Below are 19,360 nucleotides of genomic sequence, written 5' to 3' on the forward strand. Positions count from 1 at the left end.
CGGCGCCGCATGACCACGCTCTACGGCTTGAACAACTGCGACACCTGCAAGAAGGCTCGCAAGTGGCTGGACCGCTTCGGCGTCGCGCATACCTTCGTCGATTACCGCGATAACCGGCAGACGCCGGAGACGCTGCTCGGCTGGCGCGACCAGCTCGGCGGCTGGGACGCGATGATCAACAAATCCTCGACCACCTGGCGCACGCTGCCGCCGAACCGCAAGGAACCGGCCTCGGACGCGGAGTGGAAGCTGCTGCTGAAGGAGTACCCGCAGCTGATCCGGCGCCCGGTCGTGGTCGCCGACGACGGCACGGTCACCCAGGGCTTCAGCGACAACGGTTTCAAGCAGCGCTTCGGGATCGGTTCGTGAGCGCGGCGCCGGCCAGCGAGGTGTTGGCGCTGACCTGCGATTTGATCGCGCGTCCTTCGGTCACGCCCGACGACCTGGGCTGCCAGCGCGTGATCGCCGAACGCCTGACCTGGGCGGGTTTCGTTTGCGAACACCTGCGTTACGGCGAGGTCGACAATTTGTGGGCCGTGCACGGCGCCGATGCGGGGCCGACGCTGGTGCTGCTCGGCCATACCGACGTGGTTCCGTCCGGTCCGGTCGATGCCTGGGCCAGCGATCCCTATCTGCCGGAAATACGCGACGGCGTGCTGTACGGCCGCGGCGCGGCCGACATGAAGGGCAGCGTGGCCGCGTTCGTGGTCGCGCTGGAGCGCTTCGCCGCTGCGCATCCGCAGCATCCCGGCCGGGTCGCCCTGTTGCTGACCTCGGACGAAGAGGGCGACGCCATCGACGGCGTGCGCCGCGTCGCCGACACCTTCCGCGCCCGCGGCGAGCGCATCGACTGGTGCGTGACCGGCGAACCTTCATCGACGCGCAAGCTCGGCGACCTGCTGCGCGTCGGCCGTCGCGGCACCTTGTCGGCGACCTTGAACGTGATCGGCGTGCAGGGCCATGTCGCCTACCCGGACAAGGCGCGCAATCCGATCCATCAGGCGATGCCGGCGCTGTCGGAACTCGCGGCGCGCCGTTGGGATGAAGGCTACGAAACCTTCCCGCCGACCAGCTTGCAGATCAGCAACGTGCATGCCGGCACCGGCGCCAACAACGTGATCCCGGGCGAGCTGCAGGTGCTGTTCAACCTGCGCTACAACCCGAGCTGGAACGCGGAGAGCCTGGAGCGCGAGTGCGAGCAGGTACTGCGCGCGCATGGGCTGGAGTACGAGATCCGCTGGTTCCGCGGCGGCGAACCGTTCTACACGCCGGAAGGCCCGCTGCGTGCCGCTGCGCGCGAGGTGCTGACCGGCTTCGCAGGCGCAGCGCCGGAGGAAAGCACCGGCGGCGGCACCTCGGACGCGCGCTTCATCGCTCCGCTGGGTGCGCAATGCATCGAGATCGGCCCGATCAACGCCAGCATCCACAAGGTCGACGAAAACGTGTCGGTCGCCGATCTGGAAGCGCTGCCGGGCTTGTATCTGGCCTTGATCGAGCGGTTGCTGCTGCAGGCGGCGTAATCGCTCGACTGCATCGATGGGGCCTGTGGCTGGCCCCGCACCGGATGAAGTGCCGTAATCGCGGCTTACGCCGCTCCCACAGAGAGCGGCGGTGCCTGCATGCTGTGGGAGCGGCGTAAGCCGCGATCGCGCAACCCCGAACGGCTGCGCGACCCCAACCTCCGCCACGCCTCAGCGCGGCTTGAACTTCAACGTATAGCGCGTCGCCCCGGGCAGGAACGGCGACGCCCGGCCCTGCACCCAATCGTCGTGGCCCGCGCCCCAGTACGGCGACAGCGGGTGGCCGCTCTGGCCGCCGGGCATATGGATGATGCCCTCGGCCTCGTGTCCGGGCGCGACCACCATGCGCTCGGAGGCGCCGAAATCCTTGCGCTGCACGCGCGGCATGGCGACGTCGCCGGGCAGTTCGTCCGCGGGCATGCACAGCACCGGCTTGGCGAAGTCGGGCAGCGCCCGCGACAGCGGGTGGCAGATCGCGGCGGTATTGCGTTCGCCCCAGCGCCGCTCGCTCAGCGGCCCCTGTTTGGCGAGATCGTCGCGAACCTGGCGTGCGGCGTCCTCGAACAGCGCCTCCCAGCTCGGATAGCGGCGCGGCAGCAGGTGCGGCGGCCGCTGCGTGACCAGCGGCCAGGCCACGCCTTCGAACTGCGGCAGTTCCGGCATCTCGAAATCGCGGCCCTGCCGCGCCCGTGCCGGCGCAGTCAGGCCGTCGATCAGACGGTCGTGCACGGCCAGGCGCCAGGAGCGCACCAGCCGGTAGCTCACCGATTCCGGCACCGCCCGGCCTTCCCAATGCGCGGCTGCGGCCGCCAGTTCGGTCAGCGCCGGCGAATTCTTCGAGCGTGCCGCCTGGTCGCGCAGCAGGGTCCACCAGCGCGCGAGGAAGATCGCGCGGTCGTCGAGTTGGATGCGCAGCAGGTCGCGTTCGTCGAGACGCTGCTTGGACATCAGGTCGTTGCGGATCTGCTGCGCGCGCGCGCCCAGCACCAGGCCGCCGTCGCCGATGCGCGCCAGCTCCGCGCGTTCCAGGGTGCGCGAGTTCGCGGTCCAGAGGCGTCCGCCGGGCGGGTCGAGCAGTTGCGGCGCGACATCGGTGCGCACGCCCCACGGCGGGCAGGCAGCGGCCGCGTCGGCGGCCAGCGGCACCGCGCCGGTGCAGGCCGGCGCGCGCTGCGGGATCGGGCCGAGCAGGCGCCAGCCGATCCGGCCTGTGCGATCGCCGACCACCAGGTTCTGCACCGGCATCGCCACGCTCTGGGCGTCGCGCATGGCTTCGTCCAGCGATTGCGCGCGCACCAGTTTCGCCAGGCCCAGGTTGAGCCCGCCGGGCAGGTGCGCCGACCAGCGCAGCGCGAGCGCGCTGCCGTCGGCGTTGTCGTGCATCAGCGGGCCCCAGGCGGTCTCGCGCACGCGCAGCACGCGTGCGGCCTCGCCCTTGACCTCGATGCGCTCCTCATACGTGCGCAGTCCGGCGCAGGCCTTGGGCGCGGCGCCGGCGCAACCGGGCGCGATCGCCCAATCCAGCCAATCGCCATAGCTGTTGGTGAAGCCCCAGGCGATGCGGCCGTTGCTGCCGACCACCAGCGCCGGCAGGCCGGGCAGGGTGAAGCCGCCGGCGTCGATGCGGCCGCCGGGCACGCGCGGGTCGGCGTAGCGCAGGCGCGCGCGGAACCACAGGTTGGGTGCGCGCAGGCCCAGGTGCATGTCGTCGGCGACGATGGCGCGGCCGTCGCGCGTGCGCGTGCCGGCGATGGCGAAGTTGTTGCTGCCGACCTCGTTGCGGCGCGGCGCTTCGGTCAGGGTTTCGTTGCCGGGTGCGGGCAGGGCGCGCAGGTTCAGGGTGGCCGCGTCGGGCAGCTGGGCGTCGCCGCGGGCGTTGCCGAACAGCGGCGCGTCCCAGGTGCTGCCGTCGTGGGTCAGCAAGGCGTACAGGCTCGCGGGCAGGGCCGGGCGCAGCTTCCACAAGGCGCGTTCGCGCAGGTTGTCGGCGTCCTGCAGGTCGAAGTACATCGCGTAGCCGACAAGGGCCGAGTCGGCCAACTGCCAGCGCGCCGGTTCGGTGCCCAGCAGCAGGTAGGGCCAGGGCCGGGCGCGCAGCGCGGCGAGGCCGTCGTTGACGCCGTCGGTGTAGGCCTGCAGCAGCGGGCGCTGCTCGCCGGCGAAACTGTCCAGGTGTTGTTCGGTGCGCGCGCGCAGCCGGTGCATGCGCCGGCGCTGGTCGACTTCGACCGCGATCGGCCCGAACAGCGCCGACAGCTCGCCGGCCGCGGTGCGGCGCAGCAGGTCCATCTCGAAGTAGCGTTCCTGGGCGTGTATGTAGCCCAGCGCGCGGATCGCGTCGGCTTCGCTGGCGGCGTCGATGGTGACCACGCCCTGGGCGTCGCGTTGCACGGTCACCGGCGCCGACAGGCCTTGCAGGCTCAGTTCGCCGTCCAACTGCGGCAGGCTGCCGCGCAGCAGCCACCAGGCGCCCGCGACCGCGAGCAACGCCACCACCCCCAGCGCGAGCAGGCCGCGCTTGATCCATTTGGCCATGAGTTCCCTCCGCGCCGCAGCTTAGCCGATTGGCCGCCCCGTTCCGGGGCCGCGGCGGTCCGCGGCGGCGGCCGCTTGCAAACCGTCCCGGCCTCAAGCAGGATCGGGTCATGTCCCGTCCTTTCGCCCTCGTCCCGATCCGCAGCGCCGCCCTCCGCGGCCGCGCGGCCGTGGCTGCGGCGAACAATAACAATCGCAATAACGCCAGCCTCCCGCGGGCCGGCGATTAGCGCGCGCAACACACGCTCAATCGCTCACGAAGCCCGCGCCGACCAGCGCGGGCTTTTTCATTTCCAGGGTTTATCAGTCGTTCGTCCTTGAACAAGAGCCCGGCCATCCATGGCCGGGGATCTGAAGAAAAGCGGTTCCCCCTCAGCTTGGAGATTCCCCGATGTGCTCGATCCTCGGCCTGTTCGACCTCCGCCCCGGCGCCGACCTGAGACCGCTCAGGCCGCTGGCCCTGTCCCTGTCGGCGCGCCAACGCCACCGCGGCCCCGACTGGTCCGGCGTCAGCGTCGATCCGCGCGCGCTGCTGGTGCATGAGCGCCTGGCCATCGTCGACCCCACCGGCGGCTCGCAGCCCTTGCGTTCGGCGGATGGCGAGCTCGCTTTGGCCGTCAACGGCGAGATCTACAACCACCGCGAGCTCGAGCAGCAACTGACCGCGCCCTATGCCTTCCAGACCAAGTCCGATTGCGAGGTCATCAACGCGCTGTACCGCGAGGGCGGCGACCTGGGCGAACTGCTCAACCGCCTCAATGGCATCTTCGCTTTCGCCCTGTGGGACGCGGCGCGCGGGCGCTACGTGATCGCGCGCGACCCGCTCGGCGTGTGCCCGCTGTACTGGGGGCACGATGCCGACGGCCGCCTGTGGGTGGCTTCGGAAATGAAAGTGCTGGCGCGTTTGTGCGACGACGTTGCCGCGTTCCCGCCCGGTCACTACTACGACAGCGAAGTCGGGGTGCCGGTGAAGTACTACGACAAGCCCTGGCGCGACTACGAGGCCACGCGCGGCGTCGAAGTCGGCAAGGAAGAACTGCGCAACGCCTTCGAGCGTGCCGTGCACCGGCAGATGATGAGCGACGTGCCCTATGGCGTGCTGTTGTCGGGCGGCCTGGACTCGTCGCTGGTGGCGGCCTGCGCGGCGCGTTTCGCGCGCCGCCGCATCGAAGAGGACGACCAGGCCGAGGCCTGGTGGCCGCGCCTGCACTCGTTCGCGATCGGCCTGGAGGGTTCGCCCGACCTGGCTGCGGCCGAGATCGCGGCCAAGGCGCTGGGCACCGTGCATCACGGCTTCACTTATACGTTCGAAGAAGGCCTGGATGTGCTGCCGGACGTGATCCAGCACATCGAGACCTACGACACGACCACCATCCGCGCCTCCACGCCCATGTTCCTGCTGGCGCGGCGGATCAAGGCGATGGGCGTGAAGATGGTGCTGTCGGGCGAGGGCAGCGACGAGATCTTCGGCGGCTACCTGTATTTCCACAAGGCGCCGAACGCGCGCGAGTTCCACGAGGAGCTGGTGCGCAAGCTCGACGCGTTGCACAGCTACGACTGCCTGCGCGCCAACAAGTCGATGATGGCCTGGGGCGTGGAACCGCGCGTGCCGTTCCTGGACGTCGAGTTCCTGGACGTGGCGATGCGCATGGACGCGCAGGCCAAGATGGCCGGCAAGGGACGGATCGAGAAAGCCGTGCTGCGCGAGGCCTTCGAGGGCTATCTGCCCGACGAGATCCTGTGGCGGCAGAAGGAGCAGTTCAGCGACGGCGTCGGCTACGGCTGGATCGACGGGCTCAAGGCGCACGCCGAAGCCCACGTCAGCGACCGCGAGTTCGCCGCGGCGGCGGGGCGTTTCCCGATCAACCCGCCGCAGACCAAGGAGGCCTATTACTACCGCTCGATCTTCGAACGCCACTTCCCCGGCACCGCCTGCGCCGAGACCGTGCCCGGCGGCAAATCGATCGCCTGTTCGTCGCCGGCCGCGATCGCCTGGGACGCGGCGTTCGCGAACGCGGCCGATCCGTCGGGGCGTGCGGTCGCGGGCGTGCACCAGGCTGCGCTGGGCTGAGCCCGGCGCGCGAACGAAACGGGCGCCGCGATGGCGGAGATCGGAAGAGCGTCATTGAGCTGCGGTGTTCTCGCGTGCCTACAGACCGCAGCCGACCCAGGTCCGCTCCAGGGTCTTGTATTCCCAATTGCCGGCAGAGCAATGCACGCTGACCACGGCGTTGCCGGCCAGTTCGCAGGTCGGGCTGCGCAACACCATTTTGGTCGCGCTGGCCGGCGATGCCGGATACGCGCCGTAGCCTTCGAGGTTCTGGTCGTTGGTGACCCAGCCCGAGCTCGCGTCCGGGCGGTGCGAGGCGGCGGCGTAGACGTTGTAGTACGGGGGCGGCGGCGGGAACGGACTGAACGGTGTGCTGACCACCGTGGCTTTGGCCACGACGGTCGCGGTGGTGCCGGTATTGCCGAAGTCCAGCGACATCTCGGCGAAATAGCCGCCGTTGCAGATCGGTATGCGCGCGCTGGCATCCGGCGGCGGCGAGGCGGCGGCGATCGGGGACAGCAACAGAGCCGCTGCGAACAGCGCGGTGTTGGAGCAGGTGAGCTTCATGGACGCAGATCCTTGCGTGCTTGAGTGGGTAGAGCCGACGGCGGCCTGGGTTCGCCGGCGCTTCCGCGCCGGTGCCGTCGCCGGCGGCAAACGACGGCCGGCTGGCCGTCGCGCTCAGTGTCTGGCCTGTTCCGTGACGCTGTCACTCGGACTCGTCGCGCGAAAACCGGGTTTCGTCGGATCGCATTCGCCGCTTGGCAGGGCGACCATCGAGAGTTGCGGCTTTTACGTCCGTTCGAGCCGGTACACCACCGTTTCCAAGCGAGTCACGCCTTCGGAGACGAAACCGGGTTGCTGGGCGAGGATGTCGCGGCGTTCGAGTACCTCGACCTTCCAATCTTCGGCGTAGCCCTCGAACACTTCGGGCTGGGTCACCGAGAACGGCGGTCCCTGCTTCTCGTGCTGCGGATATTCCAGGGTGATCAGCAGACCGCGGCAGCCGGCGGGCAGGCGCGGATAGAGTTCATGCATGTAGCGCCGGCGCAGCGGCGGCGGCAGCGCGATCAATGCCGCGCGGTCGTACACCGCCGCGCAGCCGGCCAGCGCTTCGCTGTCCAGCGCGAAGGCATCGCCGCAGATCAGTTCGATCGCGCCGGCGCGGTAGTGGCGGCCATAACGCGACTCGACGATCTCCGGCCGCAAATCATGCTCGGCGAAGAAATCCTCGACCGCGATCCGCGACAGTTCCACGCCGAGCACCCGATGGCCCTGGCTGGCGAGCCAGGGCATGTCCAGGGTCTTGCCGGCCAAGGGTACGAACACGCGGCTGCCCGGCGCCAGACCCAGCGATGGCCAGTGCTTGAGCAGCAACGGCGAGGGCCGGTCCTGATGGAAGCCGATCTGGTTGTCGCGCCAGCGCTGGTGCCAGAACTGAGCTTCCATTACGGCAGGTTCATTCCACCGACAGGCCTTCGACCTTCTGCCAGCCGCGCGGCAGCAGACCGCCGCGGGTGGCGCGCGCGCCCACGTAGGCGTCCAGGTCCTTCCACGACAAGCTCATGCTGCGGCTGCCGGAGCGGACGCTGAGCGTGGTTCCGGGCGCGACCACCGCCACCGCGACCACGCGCTCGGTGCCGAGCTTGGCCTTGGGGATGTCGATGATCTTGTTGCCTTTGCCCTTGTCGAGTTCGGGCAGCTCCGAGACCGGGAACGCGAGCAGGTGACCGACGTTGGTCACCGCGACCACGCGGTCCTGCTCGACCGTGCCGACCGCGGCCGGCTGCAGGACCTTGGCGTTCGGCGTCAGCGACAGCATCGCCTTGCCGGCCTTGTTGCGGCCGGTGAGGTTTTCGAAGCGGGTGACGAAGCCGTAGCCGTGGCTGGAGGCGATCACGAAGCGGCTGTCGTTGTCGCCGCTGGCCAGGGCCTGGAACGAGGCTCCGGCCGCGGGCGAGAAGCGCCCGGTCAGCGGCTCGCCGTTGCCGCGCGCCGAAGGCAGGCCGTGGACCACGGTCGAGTACGAGCGTCCGGTCGAATCCAGGAACGCGACCTGCTGGGTGCTGCGGCTCTTGACCGAGCCGAGCAGGCCGTCGCCATCGCGATAACTCAAGGTCGACGCGTCGATGTCGTGGCCCTTGGCCGCGCGCACCCAACCCTTTTCGCTGAGCACCACGGTCATCGGTTCGCTGGCGACCAGTTCGGTTTCCGACAGCGCCTGGGCGGCATCGCGCGCGACCAGCGGCGAACGGCGGGCGTCGCCGAACTTCTTGGCGTCGGCCAGCAGCTCGTCCTTGACCAGCTTCTTGAGCTTGGACTTGCTGCCCAGGGTGGCGATCAACTTCTCGCGCTCGGCGGCGAGTTCGTCCTGCTCGCCGCGGATCTTCATCTCTTCCAGGCGTGCCAGCTGGCGCAGCTTGGTTTCGAGGATGTAGTCGGTCTGCTCCTCGCTGAGCCCGAAGCGCGCCATCAGCACCGGACGCGGTTCGTCCTCGCTGCGGATGATGCGGATCACCTCGTCCAGGTTCAGGAACGCGACCAGCAAACCTTCCAACAGGTGCAGGCGGCGCTCGACCTTCTCCAGGCGATGGGTGAGGCGGCGGGTCACGGTGTCGGTGCGGAACACCAGCCACTCGCTCAGCAGCGCCTTCAGGCCCTTGACCTGCGGACGGCCGTCCAGGCCGATCACGTTGACGTTGACGCGGTAGCTCTTTTCCAGGTCGGTGGTCGCGAACAGATGGCCCATCAGCTGTTCGGCATCGACACGATTGGAGCGCGGCACCAGCACGATCCGGGTCGGATTGGCGTGGTCGGATTCGTCGCGCAGATCTTCCAGCCAGGGCAGCTTCTTGGCCCGCATCTGCTGCGCGATCTGCTCGATGATCTTGCCCGGCGAGGCCTGGTAGGGCAGCGCGGTGATGACGAAGTTCTGCGCTTCCTTCACCCAGGTGGCGCGCGCACGCACGCTGCCCAGGCCGGTTTCGTACATCGCGAGCAGGTCGGCGCGCGGGGTGATGATCTCGGCCGTGGTCGGATAGTCCGGGCCGAGCACGTGCTCGCACAGGTCGCGGGTGGTCGCGTCCGGGTCGTCGAGCAGGCGCACGCAGGCGCTGACGACTTCGTTGAGGTTGTGCGGCGGCACGTCGGTGGCCATGCCGACCGCGATGCCGGTGGTGCCGTTGAGCAGCAGATGCGGCAGGCGCGCCGGCATCCAGGTCGGCTCTTCCAGGGTGCCGTCGAAGTTCGGGACCCAGTCGACCGTGCCGTGGGCGAGCTCGCCCAGCAGCACTTCGGCGATCGGGGTCAGCTTGGATTCGGTGTAGCGCATCGCCGCGAACGACTTGGGATCGTCGCTGGAACCGAAGTTGCCCTGGCCCTCGACCAGCGGATAACGGTACGAGAACGGCTGGGCCATGAGCACCATCGCTTCGTAGCAGGCGCTGTCGCCGTGCGGGTGGTACTTGCCGATCACGTCGCCAACGGTGCGCGCCGATTTTTTCGGCTTGGCGCCGGCGTTGAGGCCGAGCTCGCTCATCGAATAGATGATGCGGCGCTGTACCGGCTTGAGACCGTCGCCGAGGAAGGGCAGGGCGCGGTCGAGCACCACATACATCGAGTAATCGAGGTAGGCGCGCTCGGCGTACTCGCGCAGCGGGATCTGTTCGAAGCCGTGGAACACCGGACGTACGGATTCAGTCATGGAACGCAATCAACTCGCTAAGGCGTGACCTCGCGATTCTACCCGTCGCTGTACCGGGCCGGAGCCGCGATCTCGGCTTATGTGCTCGCGCAAGTCGGCGCACGTGCCGGCGCCAAGGCGTGGGGCGATCGGGGCCGCGGTACGGGCGCGCGCCGCGCCGGCCCGAGCGGGCGCCAGGGGTCGGCCTTGCCGAGTCCGGCGTTGAGCCGGCGTTGTGACAAAACCGTTGACAGCCGCCTCACCGCAACGCAACATACGCCTCCTCGCAGCGCCCACAGCGTCGCGATAGGCCCAGGTGGCGGAATTGGTAGACGCACTAGTTTCAGGTACTAGCGGGTAAAACCGTGGAGGTTCGAGTCCTCTCCTGGGCACCACTCTTCAGAAGAACCCCTGAGAAATCAGGGGTTTTTCGTTTTCAGAGTCCGTTCCGGCCCGATTCCGCGGCCGCAGCTGCCGCACTGGCCCCGGCTCCGGCCGCAGCCTGGGCTTCGATGTTCTTCCAACCGTCGCCGATCCGGCCGGCCTAGACTCGGCCGGCGCAGGCCTCGGCTTCGGTTTCCGCGTCCCCTGCCGGGTAACGCCCGACGGTTCCAACCGGGTCGCTCGATCCCGGTCGCTGTATCCCACGCCACACGCCGTCCTGCGCCGCCGCTCACGCGCGGCATCGCATCGCGTTACAGGCCGCCGCGCGCTCGCCGCCGGACACCCACCCTTCCGATCCCGTGCCGCTGCGCGAGGTCATCGCCATGCCGAGTCTGCTCGCATGCGCGGCGCCGAAGCCGGTGTCGCTCGCGCCGCATCCTCGTTCCGAACCAACCACCCACGATTCCGCACAGGAGTTCGCCTCTGACACCGCCTCCCACTTCCATCGCCATCGGCGCCTGTACCCGCGTCGATGCCAGTCCCGCCGCGATCTGGACCTGCCTGATCGACATCGCCTGTTGGCCGCAATGGCACGACCGGATCTCGGCCTCCAACTTATTGGGCCCGGCGCAGCCCGGCTCCGCGCTGTGCTGGCGCGAACACGAAACGCTCTCGGTCGCGCGCCTGACCTGCGTCGAACCCGGCCGCCGGCTCGAATGGGACCTGCTGCAAGGCCCCTGGCCCGGCCAGCATCGCTGGCGCATCGAGGAAAGCGCGGGCGGCGCGTTGGTCTGCCACGCCCGCAGCCTGGCCGTCGTCGGCACCGACCAGGACGTCGCGAAGCTGCGCGAACGCTTGCTCGTCGCGGTCAACGACTGGAATGGCCGACTGCGGGCACGCTTCACGCGTAGTTAGTCACGCGAATAATCACATCGCTGCTTCGATTCGCCGCAATGTCGCCGCATACACGTCCGCGCATGCTGGGCGACGCTATTCTTATGGTTGATGGAGCGGAGCCGCATACGGTTCCGAGGCGGAAGTCGAGCCTACAAGGAGAGCGGAATGTTCGATCGATCCGTCCGGCGCAAAGCCTGGACGATGCTGTGCCTGGCCGGACTGGCTTTGTCGGGCAGCGCTTGTTCGGCACAGAACGAGCGACCTACCGCGACGACGAGGGCGGCAACCGAAGCAGGCGCCGATCCGTTCGCCGGCGACTGGGGTTTCAGTACGAGCTGCTACAAGGGGCACTACGTCGGTATCACGCTCAAGCGCGAAGGCAATCGCTATACCGGCACTTGGAGCGACGGCACCGACATCTGGGGCTCGGACGGCGAGTTCAAGGGAATGCAGGACGACGACAAGCTCAAGTACGACGTATGCACGGTAACCGAGCAACGGGGTGGGTATGCACGTTGTCCCTCGTATACCCGCGGCGCCGGGTATTTCGTCCGCCGTGGCGAACAACTGGTGTGGTATCTCCGGGGCGGCGGCGTGAGGACCGAATACCTAATCCTGGATCATCAACCTCAACAACAAGTTCCTGTCGTCGATCAGACGGAAGTCTGCGACGAGTAAGCCCAGAAGGGGCGAATCATGACCGACACGCCGAATCAGCATCCGGCGGCACGACCGGGACTCACCAATGCCGAATTGCACGCGACGGCCGCGCAGGCTGGGCGGCGCTATTCTTCCGGTTGATGGAGTGGAGCCACATACGGTTCCGAGGCGCAAGTCGAGAGCCCACAAGGAGAGCGAAATGTTCGATCGATCCTTCCAGCGCAAAGTCTGGACAATGCTGTGCCTGGCCGGATTGGCTTTGTCGGGAAGCGCTTGTTCGGCACAGAACGAGCGACCTACCGCGACGACGGCGGCGACCGAAGCAGGCGCCGATCCGTTTGCCGGTGACTGGGGTTTTAGTACGCGTTGCTCCAAGGGGCACTACGTCGGCATTACGTTCAAGCGCGAAGGCGATCTCTATATGGGGTCCTGGACCGACGGGTCGGACCTCAGCGGTTCGGACGGAAAGTTTGAAGGCCATGTGCGCGGCAAGAAGCTGGAATACGACGCTTGCAGCGAGGTCGCGCAGAACGGCGGTTACGAGGTGTGTCCGAAGTTCACCCGCAAGGTCGGGTATTTCGAACGCGAAGGCGAGCATTTGGTGTGGTACCAGCAATACAGCAAAGTGATCGATCGCTATCTCACGCTCAGTCGACAGCCCCGATTCCAGGCCGCGCCCCTGGATCCCGCGGAAACCTGCGCCGGCGAATAAGCCCAGGAGGGGCTGACCATGACCGATACTCCCCAACATCGTCCTGCAGCGCGGCCTGGCCTGACAAACGCCGAACTACGCGCCACCATCTATTTCGCTATGGGCGTGAGTTCCGAGAGTGGCGAGAAGGCCTACGGACTCGCCGTGGCCGGCGATCTGGCCGATACCGCGCGGATCGAAACGGCCGATCGCAGCGGCTACACCATAGGTACGATCCAGACCGATCTAGGGCAGCACTATCAACCCAACGTCCCCGGTGGCGAGAACGTACCTGCCGATCTGGTCAACGCCTACCAGGCCTGGGCACGGACCCATCATTCGGATTGGGTCTTGAATCAGGCACAGGTGAATCAAACCACGGCGGACCTCGGGCGTAAGGGTACGGCCATTCGTGACGAACAAGGGCGCGACATCGACGCTACGGTGCGCTCGCACCTGGATAGTTTTCTCGCGTCGGATGCTGGTGTGACCTGGGTGCATGACCGCGACGTGGCCCAAGTCGACAAGCTCATGGATCGCGCGATCGCTCCGCTGCAACGTTCTCAGGTGTACCGCGACGCCTCGGGCGACGATCAGGTCAAGCTGGTCGCGATGGTGGCCAAGGTCTACAACCAGAATGAAGCGAAAGCGCGCCCGATCCTGGCCGCGCTGGAGCGCGGCCAGTACCACAGCGTGAACGACGTCAGCGATGCCATCGGTAACTTGAGCCCGGCGGCGACCGACTACTTCCAAACCGGTCGCGACAAAGCCCTGCACGGCGCCGACGTCGTCAACGCGCTGCGCAATTCCCACCCCGACAGCCCGCTGCATCCGGTATGGGAGCACGTCACCGCCAACCCCCTGATCAATCCCACGCGCCTGGACCAGGACCGCGCCCATCCGAACCTGCCCGGCGAATACGCGACCGTGCGCCGCCTGTTCGTGAACTACGAGCAGGCCGAGCCCTTCATCCATGCGCTGGATCGCGGCGGCGCCTACCAGCAGGCGCGCACCAGCCAGACCGAGCCGGGCCGCTTCAACGACAACGGCGTGTACGCGGCCGGCAACGACTTCGTGACCTGGGACCGCAAGGGCAACGGCCACGCCTTCGTGCGCGGCACCTGGAGCGAGGTCGACCGCGACGACCTGTCGCGGGTCAATCAGGCCAACCGCGTGGTCGATCTCAACATCGACCGCAACGGCGCGTCCGAGCGTCTGTTGCGGGTGGATCGCAACGCGCCCGCGCTGCGCGCCGAGCCGGCGCCGGTGACGGCGCAGCCCGCGCCCGTGGCGGCGCCGCCGATCGCCAATCCGGCCGGCCCCGCGCAGCCGGCGCCGCACCGGCCGACGCCGGCCGAACTCGATCGTCGCGGCAACGAGATCGGGCCGATCCCGGCGCCGGGTGCGCCGCGTCCCGCCGGCCAGCCCTTGGGTGCGAACGATGCGCGCGACCGCAACCATCCCGACCACGCCGCCTTCGGCAATATCCGCGGCGTGCTCGCTGCCGACGGACGCTGGAACGCCGAGCAATGCGACAACATTTCGGCGCAGCTGCTGTGCCGGCACAAGGCCGATCCGCTCAGCCACGGCATCGACCGCGTCGCGATCGGCCGACCGACCGCGAACGGCGAGGTCCACGTGTTCGCGATGTATTCGCCGTCCGGCGAGCGCGGCCCGCATTTCCATGCCCAGGTCGAGGCCAATCAGGCGGCGCGCATTCCGGCCGCGCAGAGTTTCGACCAGCTGGCCCAGATCAGCGCGCAGCAGACGCAGCAGCAGGCCCAGGGCCTGAGCGGGCCGGAGTCGCCGGGTCGCGGCGCGCAGCGGATGGGCTGAGCCTGGCCTCGTTTCGCAGCCGGGCGGCGCCGCAACGGTGTGGCCCGGTATGCATCGGCGGTGCCGGGCCGACGACACCGCGTTCATGGCGATGTGCGACCATGCCGCGATGAGCAAGAAGACCCCGGCCGGGGGCAAGCCCGGCAAATCCACCCGCGCTCCTAGCGCGAAGGCCGGCGCCAAGCCGGCGAGCGGCAAGCAAGGCGCCGGCAAGAGCGGAGGCGGCAAGAAGACCGCCGCCCCGCGCCCGGCCTGGTTGCCGGAGAACCTGCAGCACGGCGCGCCCGGCAAGGGCGGCAAGCGTGGCAAGGCCGATGCGGCGCCGCCGCCCGCGCCGCGTGCGCGCAGCGCGCCGTCGGCCTACAACGATCCCTACGCCGAGCGCGAAGCGCGCCGCTACGAGCAGCCCATCGCCAGCCGCGAGGCGATCCTGCAACTGTTGGCCGCGGCCGACGGCCCGATGCGCGCCGAGGCCCTGGCCGACACCCTGGGCCTGAGCGAGCCCGATCGTTTCGACGCGCTCGGCAAGCGCCTGGCGGCGATGCTGCGCGAAGGCCAGCTGCTGCAGAACCGCAAGGGCGAGTTCGCCCCAGCCGCGCGCATGGACCTGATCCCGGGCGTGGTGATCGCCAATCCCGACGGCTTCGGTTTCCTGCGTCCGGAAGCCGGCGGCGGCGACGATCTGTTCCTGCCGCCGTTCGAAATGCGCAAGGCCATGCACGGCGACCGCGTGCTCGCCAGCGTCACCGGCGTCGACCGCCGCGGCCGCCGCGAAGGCGCGATCGTCGAAGTGCTGGAGCGCCGCCTCAACCGTCTGATCGGGCGCTTTACCGTGGAGTCCGGCATCAGCTACGTCGTGCCCGACGATCGCCGCATCCAGCGCAACGTGCAGATCCCTCCCGATGCGCGCCTGGAAGCGCAGAACGGCCAACTGGTGGTCTGCGAACTGGTGCAGGCGCCGGACGCCAAGCGCCCGCCGATCGGCCGCGTGCTGACGGTGCTGGGCGAACGCCTGACCGCGTCGCTGGCGGTGCAGGCCGCGATCCACGGTCATGAACTGCCACACGAATTCCCGCAGGCCGTGCTCGACGAAGCCGCCGGCGTCGCGCTGACCGTGCCGCCCGAGCTGGCCGCGCAACGCGTCGATCTGCGCTCGACCCCGCTGGTCACCATCGACGGCGAAGACGCCAAGGACTTCGACGACGCGGTCTATTGCGAACCCAACCGCGACGGTTTCCGCCTGGTGGTCGCGATCGCCGACGTCTCGCACTACGTCCGTCCCAGCACGCCGCTGGACGAAGAGGCGACCCGCCGCGCGACCTCGGTCTACTTCCCCGGCTTCGTGGTGCCGATGCTGCCGGAGACCTTGTCCAACGGTATCTGTTCGCTCAAGCCCAAGGTCGACCGGCTGTGCTTCGTCTGCGACATGCAGATCGACCGCGAAGGCCAGGTGACCGAATCGAAGTTCTACGAAGCGGTGATGAACTCGCATGCGCGCCTGACCTACACCCAGGTCTGGAGCGCGGTAGGCGAGGGCATCGAGGAAGAAGCGCGCGCGGACGCGCTGGCCCAGATCGGCTCGCTGCTGCCCGCCATCCAGCGCCTGCATCAGCTCTACCGCGTGCTGTCCAAGGCGCGCCAGCGCCGCGGCGCGATCGAGTTCGAATCCAGCGAAGTGCGTTTCGTGCTCGACCAGCGCGGCGAAGTGGTCCAGGCCGGCATGCTCCAGCGCAACGACGCCCACAAGCTGATCGAGGAATGCATGATCGCGGCCAACGTCGAAGCCGCGAAGTATTTGATCGGCGCGCACGTGCCGGCGCCGTACCGCAACCACGAACGGCCGCCGGAGCAGAAGTACGCCGACCTGCAGGAGTTCCTCAAGGAGTTCAAGCTGCGCATGCCGCCGTGGCCGCAAGTGCAGCCGCGCGACTTCACCGAGCTGCTGAAGAAGGTGCGCGAGCGTCCCGATGCGGCCCTGATCGAATCGGTACTGCTGCGCAGCCAGAGCCTGGCGGTGTACGCGCCGGACAACCTCGGCCACTTCGGCCTGGCGTTGGAGGCCTACGCGCACTTCACCTCGCCGATCCGCCGCTATCCCGACCTGCTGGTGCACCGCGCGATCAAGTACGCGCTCAGCGGCGCGCGCCCGGACCAGTTTCTGTACTCGCCGCGCGAGATGGCGGCATTGGCGCTGCAATGTTCCGAACGCGAACGCCGTGCCGACGAGGCCGAACGCGAGGTCGACGAGCGCTACCGCGCCGCCTGGATGGAGCAGCACGTCGGCGGCGAGTTCGAGGGCACCATCAGCGGCGTGACCAGCTTCGGCCTGTTCGTCGAGCTCGACGAGTCCAAGGTCAACGGCCTGATCCACGTCACCCAGCTGCCGCACGACTATTACCACTTCGATCCGATCCGCAAGACCTTGCAGGGCGAGCGCACCGCGCGCGAGTTCCGGCTCGGCGACCGGGTCTCGATCGTGGTGATGAAGGCCAGCGTCGAGGACCGCAAGATCGACTTCAAACTGGTCGAGGAACGCGGCGCCAAACCCTTGCCGCCGCGCGGGCAGCCGGCCAAGCGCAGCAAGCAGAAGTATTGAGCGGGTAGAAGCCAGTCCGCGGCCTTCCTTTCCCGCATGAAGGCGCCCGCGCCCGAAGCGGGCGAAACGAGCGCCAGGGTGCCCCCTTGAAGTGGGGGCGAGCGCCCGAACCCGGTTCCGGTTCATGCGACGGAGCCGCAACGCGGGGGTTGGCTTTCCCGTGCAGGCAAGCAAGGGCAAATCCCTCCGCCCCCATTTTCAAAGGGGGAAGCCGCGTTTGAAGGGCGGGACGGGGCCGGAACAGGCCTCAGGGCCCTCGCTGGCTTAGAATCTCCCCCCTTGTCCTCCCGTCGGCCCGGCTCGCGCCCGGTCGGCGGTCGCTCCCGCATACGGAACCCCCATGAGCCAGAAACAATGGATCGCCGGCATCAACGCAGTCTCGGCGGCGATCGAGTACGACGCCGACAACGTGCGTGAAGTGCTGATCGAAGCCGGCGCCAAGAACCCGCGTCTGGCCGAGATCGAAAGCAATGCGCGCCGCGTCGGCATCGACGTGCGCAAGGTCGCGAGCCAGGCCGTGGACGGCGTCGCCGGCGGTCTGCGCCATCAGGGCGTGGTCGCGCGCTATGCCGCCGCCAAGACCTGGGACGAGAACGAGCTGCAGGGCCTGATCGAGGCCGCCGAAGGCCGCGCGCTGGTGCTGATACTCGACGGCGTGCAGGACCCGCACAACTTCGGCGCCTGCCTGCGCAGCGCGGCCGCGGCCGGCACCACCGTGGTGATCATCCCCAAGGACCGCGCGGTCCAGGTCAACGCGACCGTGCGCAAGACCTCGGCCGGCGCCGCCGACAGCGTGCCGATCATTCCGGTCACCAACCTCGCGCGTACCCTGCGCGAACTGCAGCAGCTGGGCGTGTGGCTGTACGGCCTGGCCGGCGAAGCCGAGGCCTCGTTCTACAGCATCGATCTGCGCGGCAACGTCGGCCTGGTGCTGGGCGGCGAATCCGACGGCCTGCGCCGGCTCACCCGCGAGAATTGCGATCAACTGGTAAAGATCCCGATGCCCGGCGGCGCCGACGGCTCCGCGGTCGAGAGCCTGAACGTGTCCGTAGCCGCGGGCGTGACCTTGTTCGAAGCGGTGCGCCAGCGCCTGGTCCCCGTGAAATAATCCACGGGCATCAGGAAGCGGGGACGACCCCGCCGCTCCAATCGCCCGGGGACGGCCCCATCGCGAAAGGAGACCTGTCATGCCTTGGATCATTCTCGTACTCGCCGGTCTGTTCGAGATCGGCTGGGCCATCGGCCTCAAATACACCGACGGTTTCAGCAAACTCTGGCCCACCGTGGGCACGGTCGCCGCGATGGCGATCAGCCTGGGCCTGCTCGGCATCGCCATGAAGTCGCTGCCGGTCGGCACTGCCTACGCGATCTGGGTCGGCGTGGGCGCGGTCGGCACCGTCATCCTCGGCATCGTCCTGTTCCAGGAGCCCCTGAACGCGTTGCGCGTGATCAGCGTGGCGCTGATCGTGGCGGGGCTGGTCGGGCTCAAGCTGGCTACGCCTTGAACTTCGCCCCGCCTTGAGTCTCGCTGCGGCGGCCGGAGACGGCCGCCGAGTCGCGCGACGGCTCAGTCCAGCAGCGCCACATTCGCGTTCGCGATCCCCGCGGGGTCGGCAATGATCTCGATCGCGACGATGCGTTCGCCGACCACCCTGAAGGCGAAAGCGACGCGTGGGGCGCCGTCCGGTGCCCAGGCCGCGCCCGCGGCACCGGCGACAATGGCGGCTCGGGCGGTTTGCGCGCGACCGACGAAGGTTTCGGCGACCGTCTTGGCGCCGCGCAGTTCCGGCGCCAGGCGCGGTGCGCCGTCGGACTGGTTGGCACTGGCGGTGAGCACGGCGACGGCGTCGGCGCGCAGCACCACGTTCGGGTCCAGTACCGACAGCAGGCCGAGCAGGTCGCCGCCGCGCGAAGCCGCCAGGAACGCGTCGACGACCTTGCGTTGGCGCGCCAGGTCCGGGTCCGGCGTGACCGCGCCCTGGACGCGGCGGCGCGCGCGGCTGGCGAGCTGGCGCGCGGCGATGTCGCTGCGCCCGACGATGGGGCCGATGTCCTCGAACGACATGCCGAACAAGTCGTGCAGCACGAATGCGATCCGCTCCGACGGCGTCAGCCGATCCAGCACCACCAGCAGCGCCGGGCCCATCGCATCGGCCAGCAGCACCTGGTCTTCGGGCCCTTCCAGATCGTCGCTGCCGTAGTCGTGTTCGACCGGCTGCGCGTCCAGCGATTCCTCGGCGCGTGTCTTGCGCGAGCGCAGCACATCTAGCGAGGCGCGCGCGACCACCGTGGTCAGCCAGCCGCCGAGGTTGTCGACTTCGCTGGTGTCGGCGCGGCTCATGCGCAGCCAGGCGTCCTGGACCACGTCCTCGGCCTCGCTGTGCGACCCCAGCATGCGCTGGGCCACCGCCCGCAGATGATCGCGATGGGCCTCGAATTGCGTGGCCAGCCAGTCTTGATTGCTCATGTCACGTTTCCGATTCGTGGCGCGTCATCTCTATGACGCACC

15 protein-coding genes and 1 tRNA gene are annotated in these 19,360 nt (G+C 68.6%); 11 read left to right on the top strand and 5 right to left on the bottom strand.

Going from position 1 to position 19,360, the window contains the following annotated elements:
• Positions 1 to 9 precede the first annotated feature (9 nt).
• Positions 10 to 369 (top strand): Spx/MgsR family RNA polymerase-binding regulatory protein, encoded by a 360-nt coding sequence (locus tag ASD78_RS18805; RefSeq protein WP_055910588.1) that lies wholly within the window; start codon positions 10 to 12, stop codon positions 367 to 369.
• Positions 366 to 1,520 (top strand): succinyl-diaminopimelate desuccinylase, encoded by a 1,155-nt coding sequence (gene dapE, locus ASD78_RS18810; RefSeq protein ID WP_056104343.1) that lies wholly within the window; start codon positions 366 to 368, stop codon positions 1,518 to 1,520. The genes ASD78_RS18805 and dapE overlap by 4 nt, the downstream gene beginning before the upstream one ends.
• Positions 1,521 to 1,691: 171 nt before the next feature.
• Here the strand turns inward: dapE and ASD78_RS18815 are convergent, their stop codons facing one another.
• Positions 1,692 to 4,055, bottom strand: coding sequence for a penicillin acylase family protein (locus tag ASD78_RS18815; RefSeq protein ID WP_056104346.1), 2,364 nt, complete (start codon positions 4,053 to 4,055; stop codon positions 1,692 to 1,694).
• 391 nt (positions 4,056 to 4,446) lie between these two features.
• Here ASD78_RS18815 and asnB point away from each other — a divergent pair, with 391 nt between their 5' ends.
• Positions 4,447 to 6,126, top strand: a complete 1,680-nt coding sequence (gene asnB / locus ASD78_RS18820; protein ID WP_055910577.1) for an asparagine synthase B — start codon at positions 4,447 to 4,449, stop codon at positions 6,124 to 6,126.
• 78 nt (positions 6,127 to 6,204) lie between these two features.
• On the opposite strand, the gene ASD78_RS18825 is transcribed toward asnB, so the two are convergent.
• The 3 genes from ASD78_RS18825 to parC form a co-directional block, all read right to left on the bottom strand.
• Complete coding sequence (locus ASD78_RS18825) at positions 6,205 to 6,672, bottom strand: hypothetical protein (protein ID WP_056104347.1); 468 nt, start codon at positions 6,670 to 6,672, stop codon at positions 6,205 to 6,207.
• A 225-nt stretch (positions 6,673 to 6,897) separates the two neighbouring features.
• Positions 6,898 to 7,554 carry a thiopurine S-methyltransferase gene (locus ASD78_RS18830; RefSeq protein WP_056104351.1) on the bottom strand — a complete coding sequence of 219 codons (657 nt, stop codon included), beginning with the start codon at positions 7,552 to 7,554 and terminating at the stop codon, positions 6,898 to 6,900.
• A gap of 10 nt (positions 7,555 to 7,564) precedes the next feature.
• Entirely contained in the window at positions 7,565 to 9,808 is a 2,244-nt protein-coding gene (gene parC, locus ASD78_RS18835; RefSeq protein WP_056104352.1) for a DNA topoisomerase IV subunit A, read from the bottom strand.
• Positions 9,809 to 10,097: 289 nt separating this feature from the next.
• Between parC and ASD78_RS18840 the strand changes: the two genes are divergently transcribed.
• From ASD78_RS18840 to sugE, 8 genes are all read left to right on the top strand, one after another.
• Positions 10,098 to 10,182 (top strand) — tRNA-Leu (locus ASD78_RS18840).
• Between the two features lie 499 nt (positions 10,183 to 10,681).
• On the top strand, positions 10,682 to 11,086 hold the full coding sequence (locus ASD78_RS21645; RefSeq protein ID WP_255355412.1) for an SRPBCC family protein: 405 nt from the start codon (positions 10,682 to 10,684) through the stop codon (positions 11,084 to 11,086).
• A gap of 147 nt (positions 11,087 to 11,233) precedes the next feature.
• Positions 11,234 to 11,746: a hypothetical protein gene (locus tag ASD78_RS18850; RefSeq protein ID WP_056104359.1), complete on the top strand. Its 513-nt coding sequence runs from the start codon at positions 11,234 to 11,236 to the stop codon at positions 11,744 to 11,746.
• Between the two features lie 181 nt (positions 11,747 to 11,927).
• Entirely contained in the window at positions 11,928 to 12,440 is a 513-nt protein-coding gene (locus ASD78_RS20960; protein WP_156087882.1) for a hypothetical protein, read from the top strand.
• Positions 12,441 to 12,458: 18 nt separating this feature from the next.
• Positions 12,459 to 14,255 carry an XVIPCD domain-containing protein gene (locus tag ASD78_RS18860; protein ID WP_156087883.1) on the top strand — a complete coding sequence of 599 codons (1,797 nt, stop codon included), beginning with the start codon at positions 12,459 to 12,461 and terminating at the stop codon, positions 14,253 to 14,255.
• Positions 14,256 to 14,364: 109 nt separating this feature from the next.
• Complete coding sequence (gene rnr / locus ASD78_RS18865) at positions 14,365 to 16,851, top strand: ribonuclease R (RefSeq protein WP_056104680.1); 2,487 nt, start codon at positions 14,365 to 14,367, stop codon at positions 16,849 to 16,851.
• Positions 16,852 to 17,191: 340 nt separating this feature from the next.
• A complete protein-coding gene (gene rlmB, locus ASD78_RS18870) occupies positions 17,192 to 17,959 on the top strand; it encodes a 23S rRNA (guanosine(2251)-2'-O)-methyltransferase RlmB (RefSeq protein WP_056104366.1) in 768 nt (255 codons plus the stop codon).
• Positions 17,960 to 18,038: 79 nt separating this feature from the next.
• On the top strand, positions 18,039 to 18,356 hold the full coding sequence (gene sugE / locus ASD78_RS18875; RefSeq protein ID WP_055910547.1) for a quaternary ammonium compound efflux SMR transporter SugE: 318 nt from the start codon (positions 18,039 to 18,041) through the stop codon (positions 18,354 to 18,356).
• A 62-nt stretch (positions 18,357 to 18,418) separates the two neighbouring features.
• Here the strand turns inward: sugE and ASD78_RS18880 are convergent, their stop codons facing one another.
• Positions 18,419 to 19,318, bottom strand: coding sequence for a sigma-70 family RNA polymerase sigma factor (locus ASD78_RS18880; protein ID WP_056104371.1), 900 nt, complete (start codon positions 19,316 to 19,318; stop codon positions 18,419 to 18,421).
• Positions 19,319 to 19,360: the final 42 nt, after the last annotated feature.

The organism is Lysobacter sp. Root667, from assembly GCF_001427715.1.
Classification (GTDB): domain Bacteria; phylum Pseudomonadota; class Gammaproteobacteria; order Xanthomonadales; family Xanthomonadaceae; genus Lysobacter.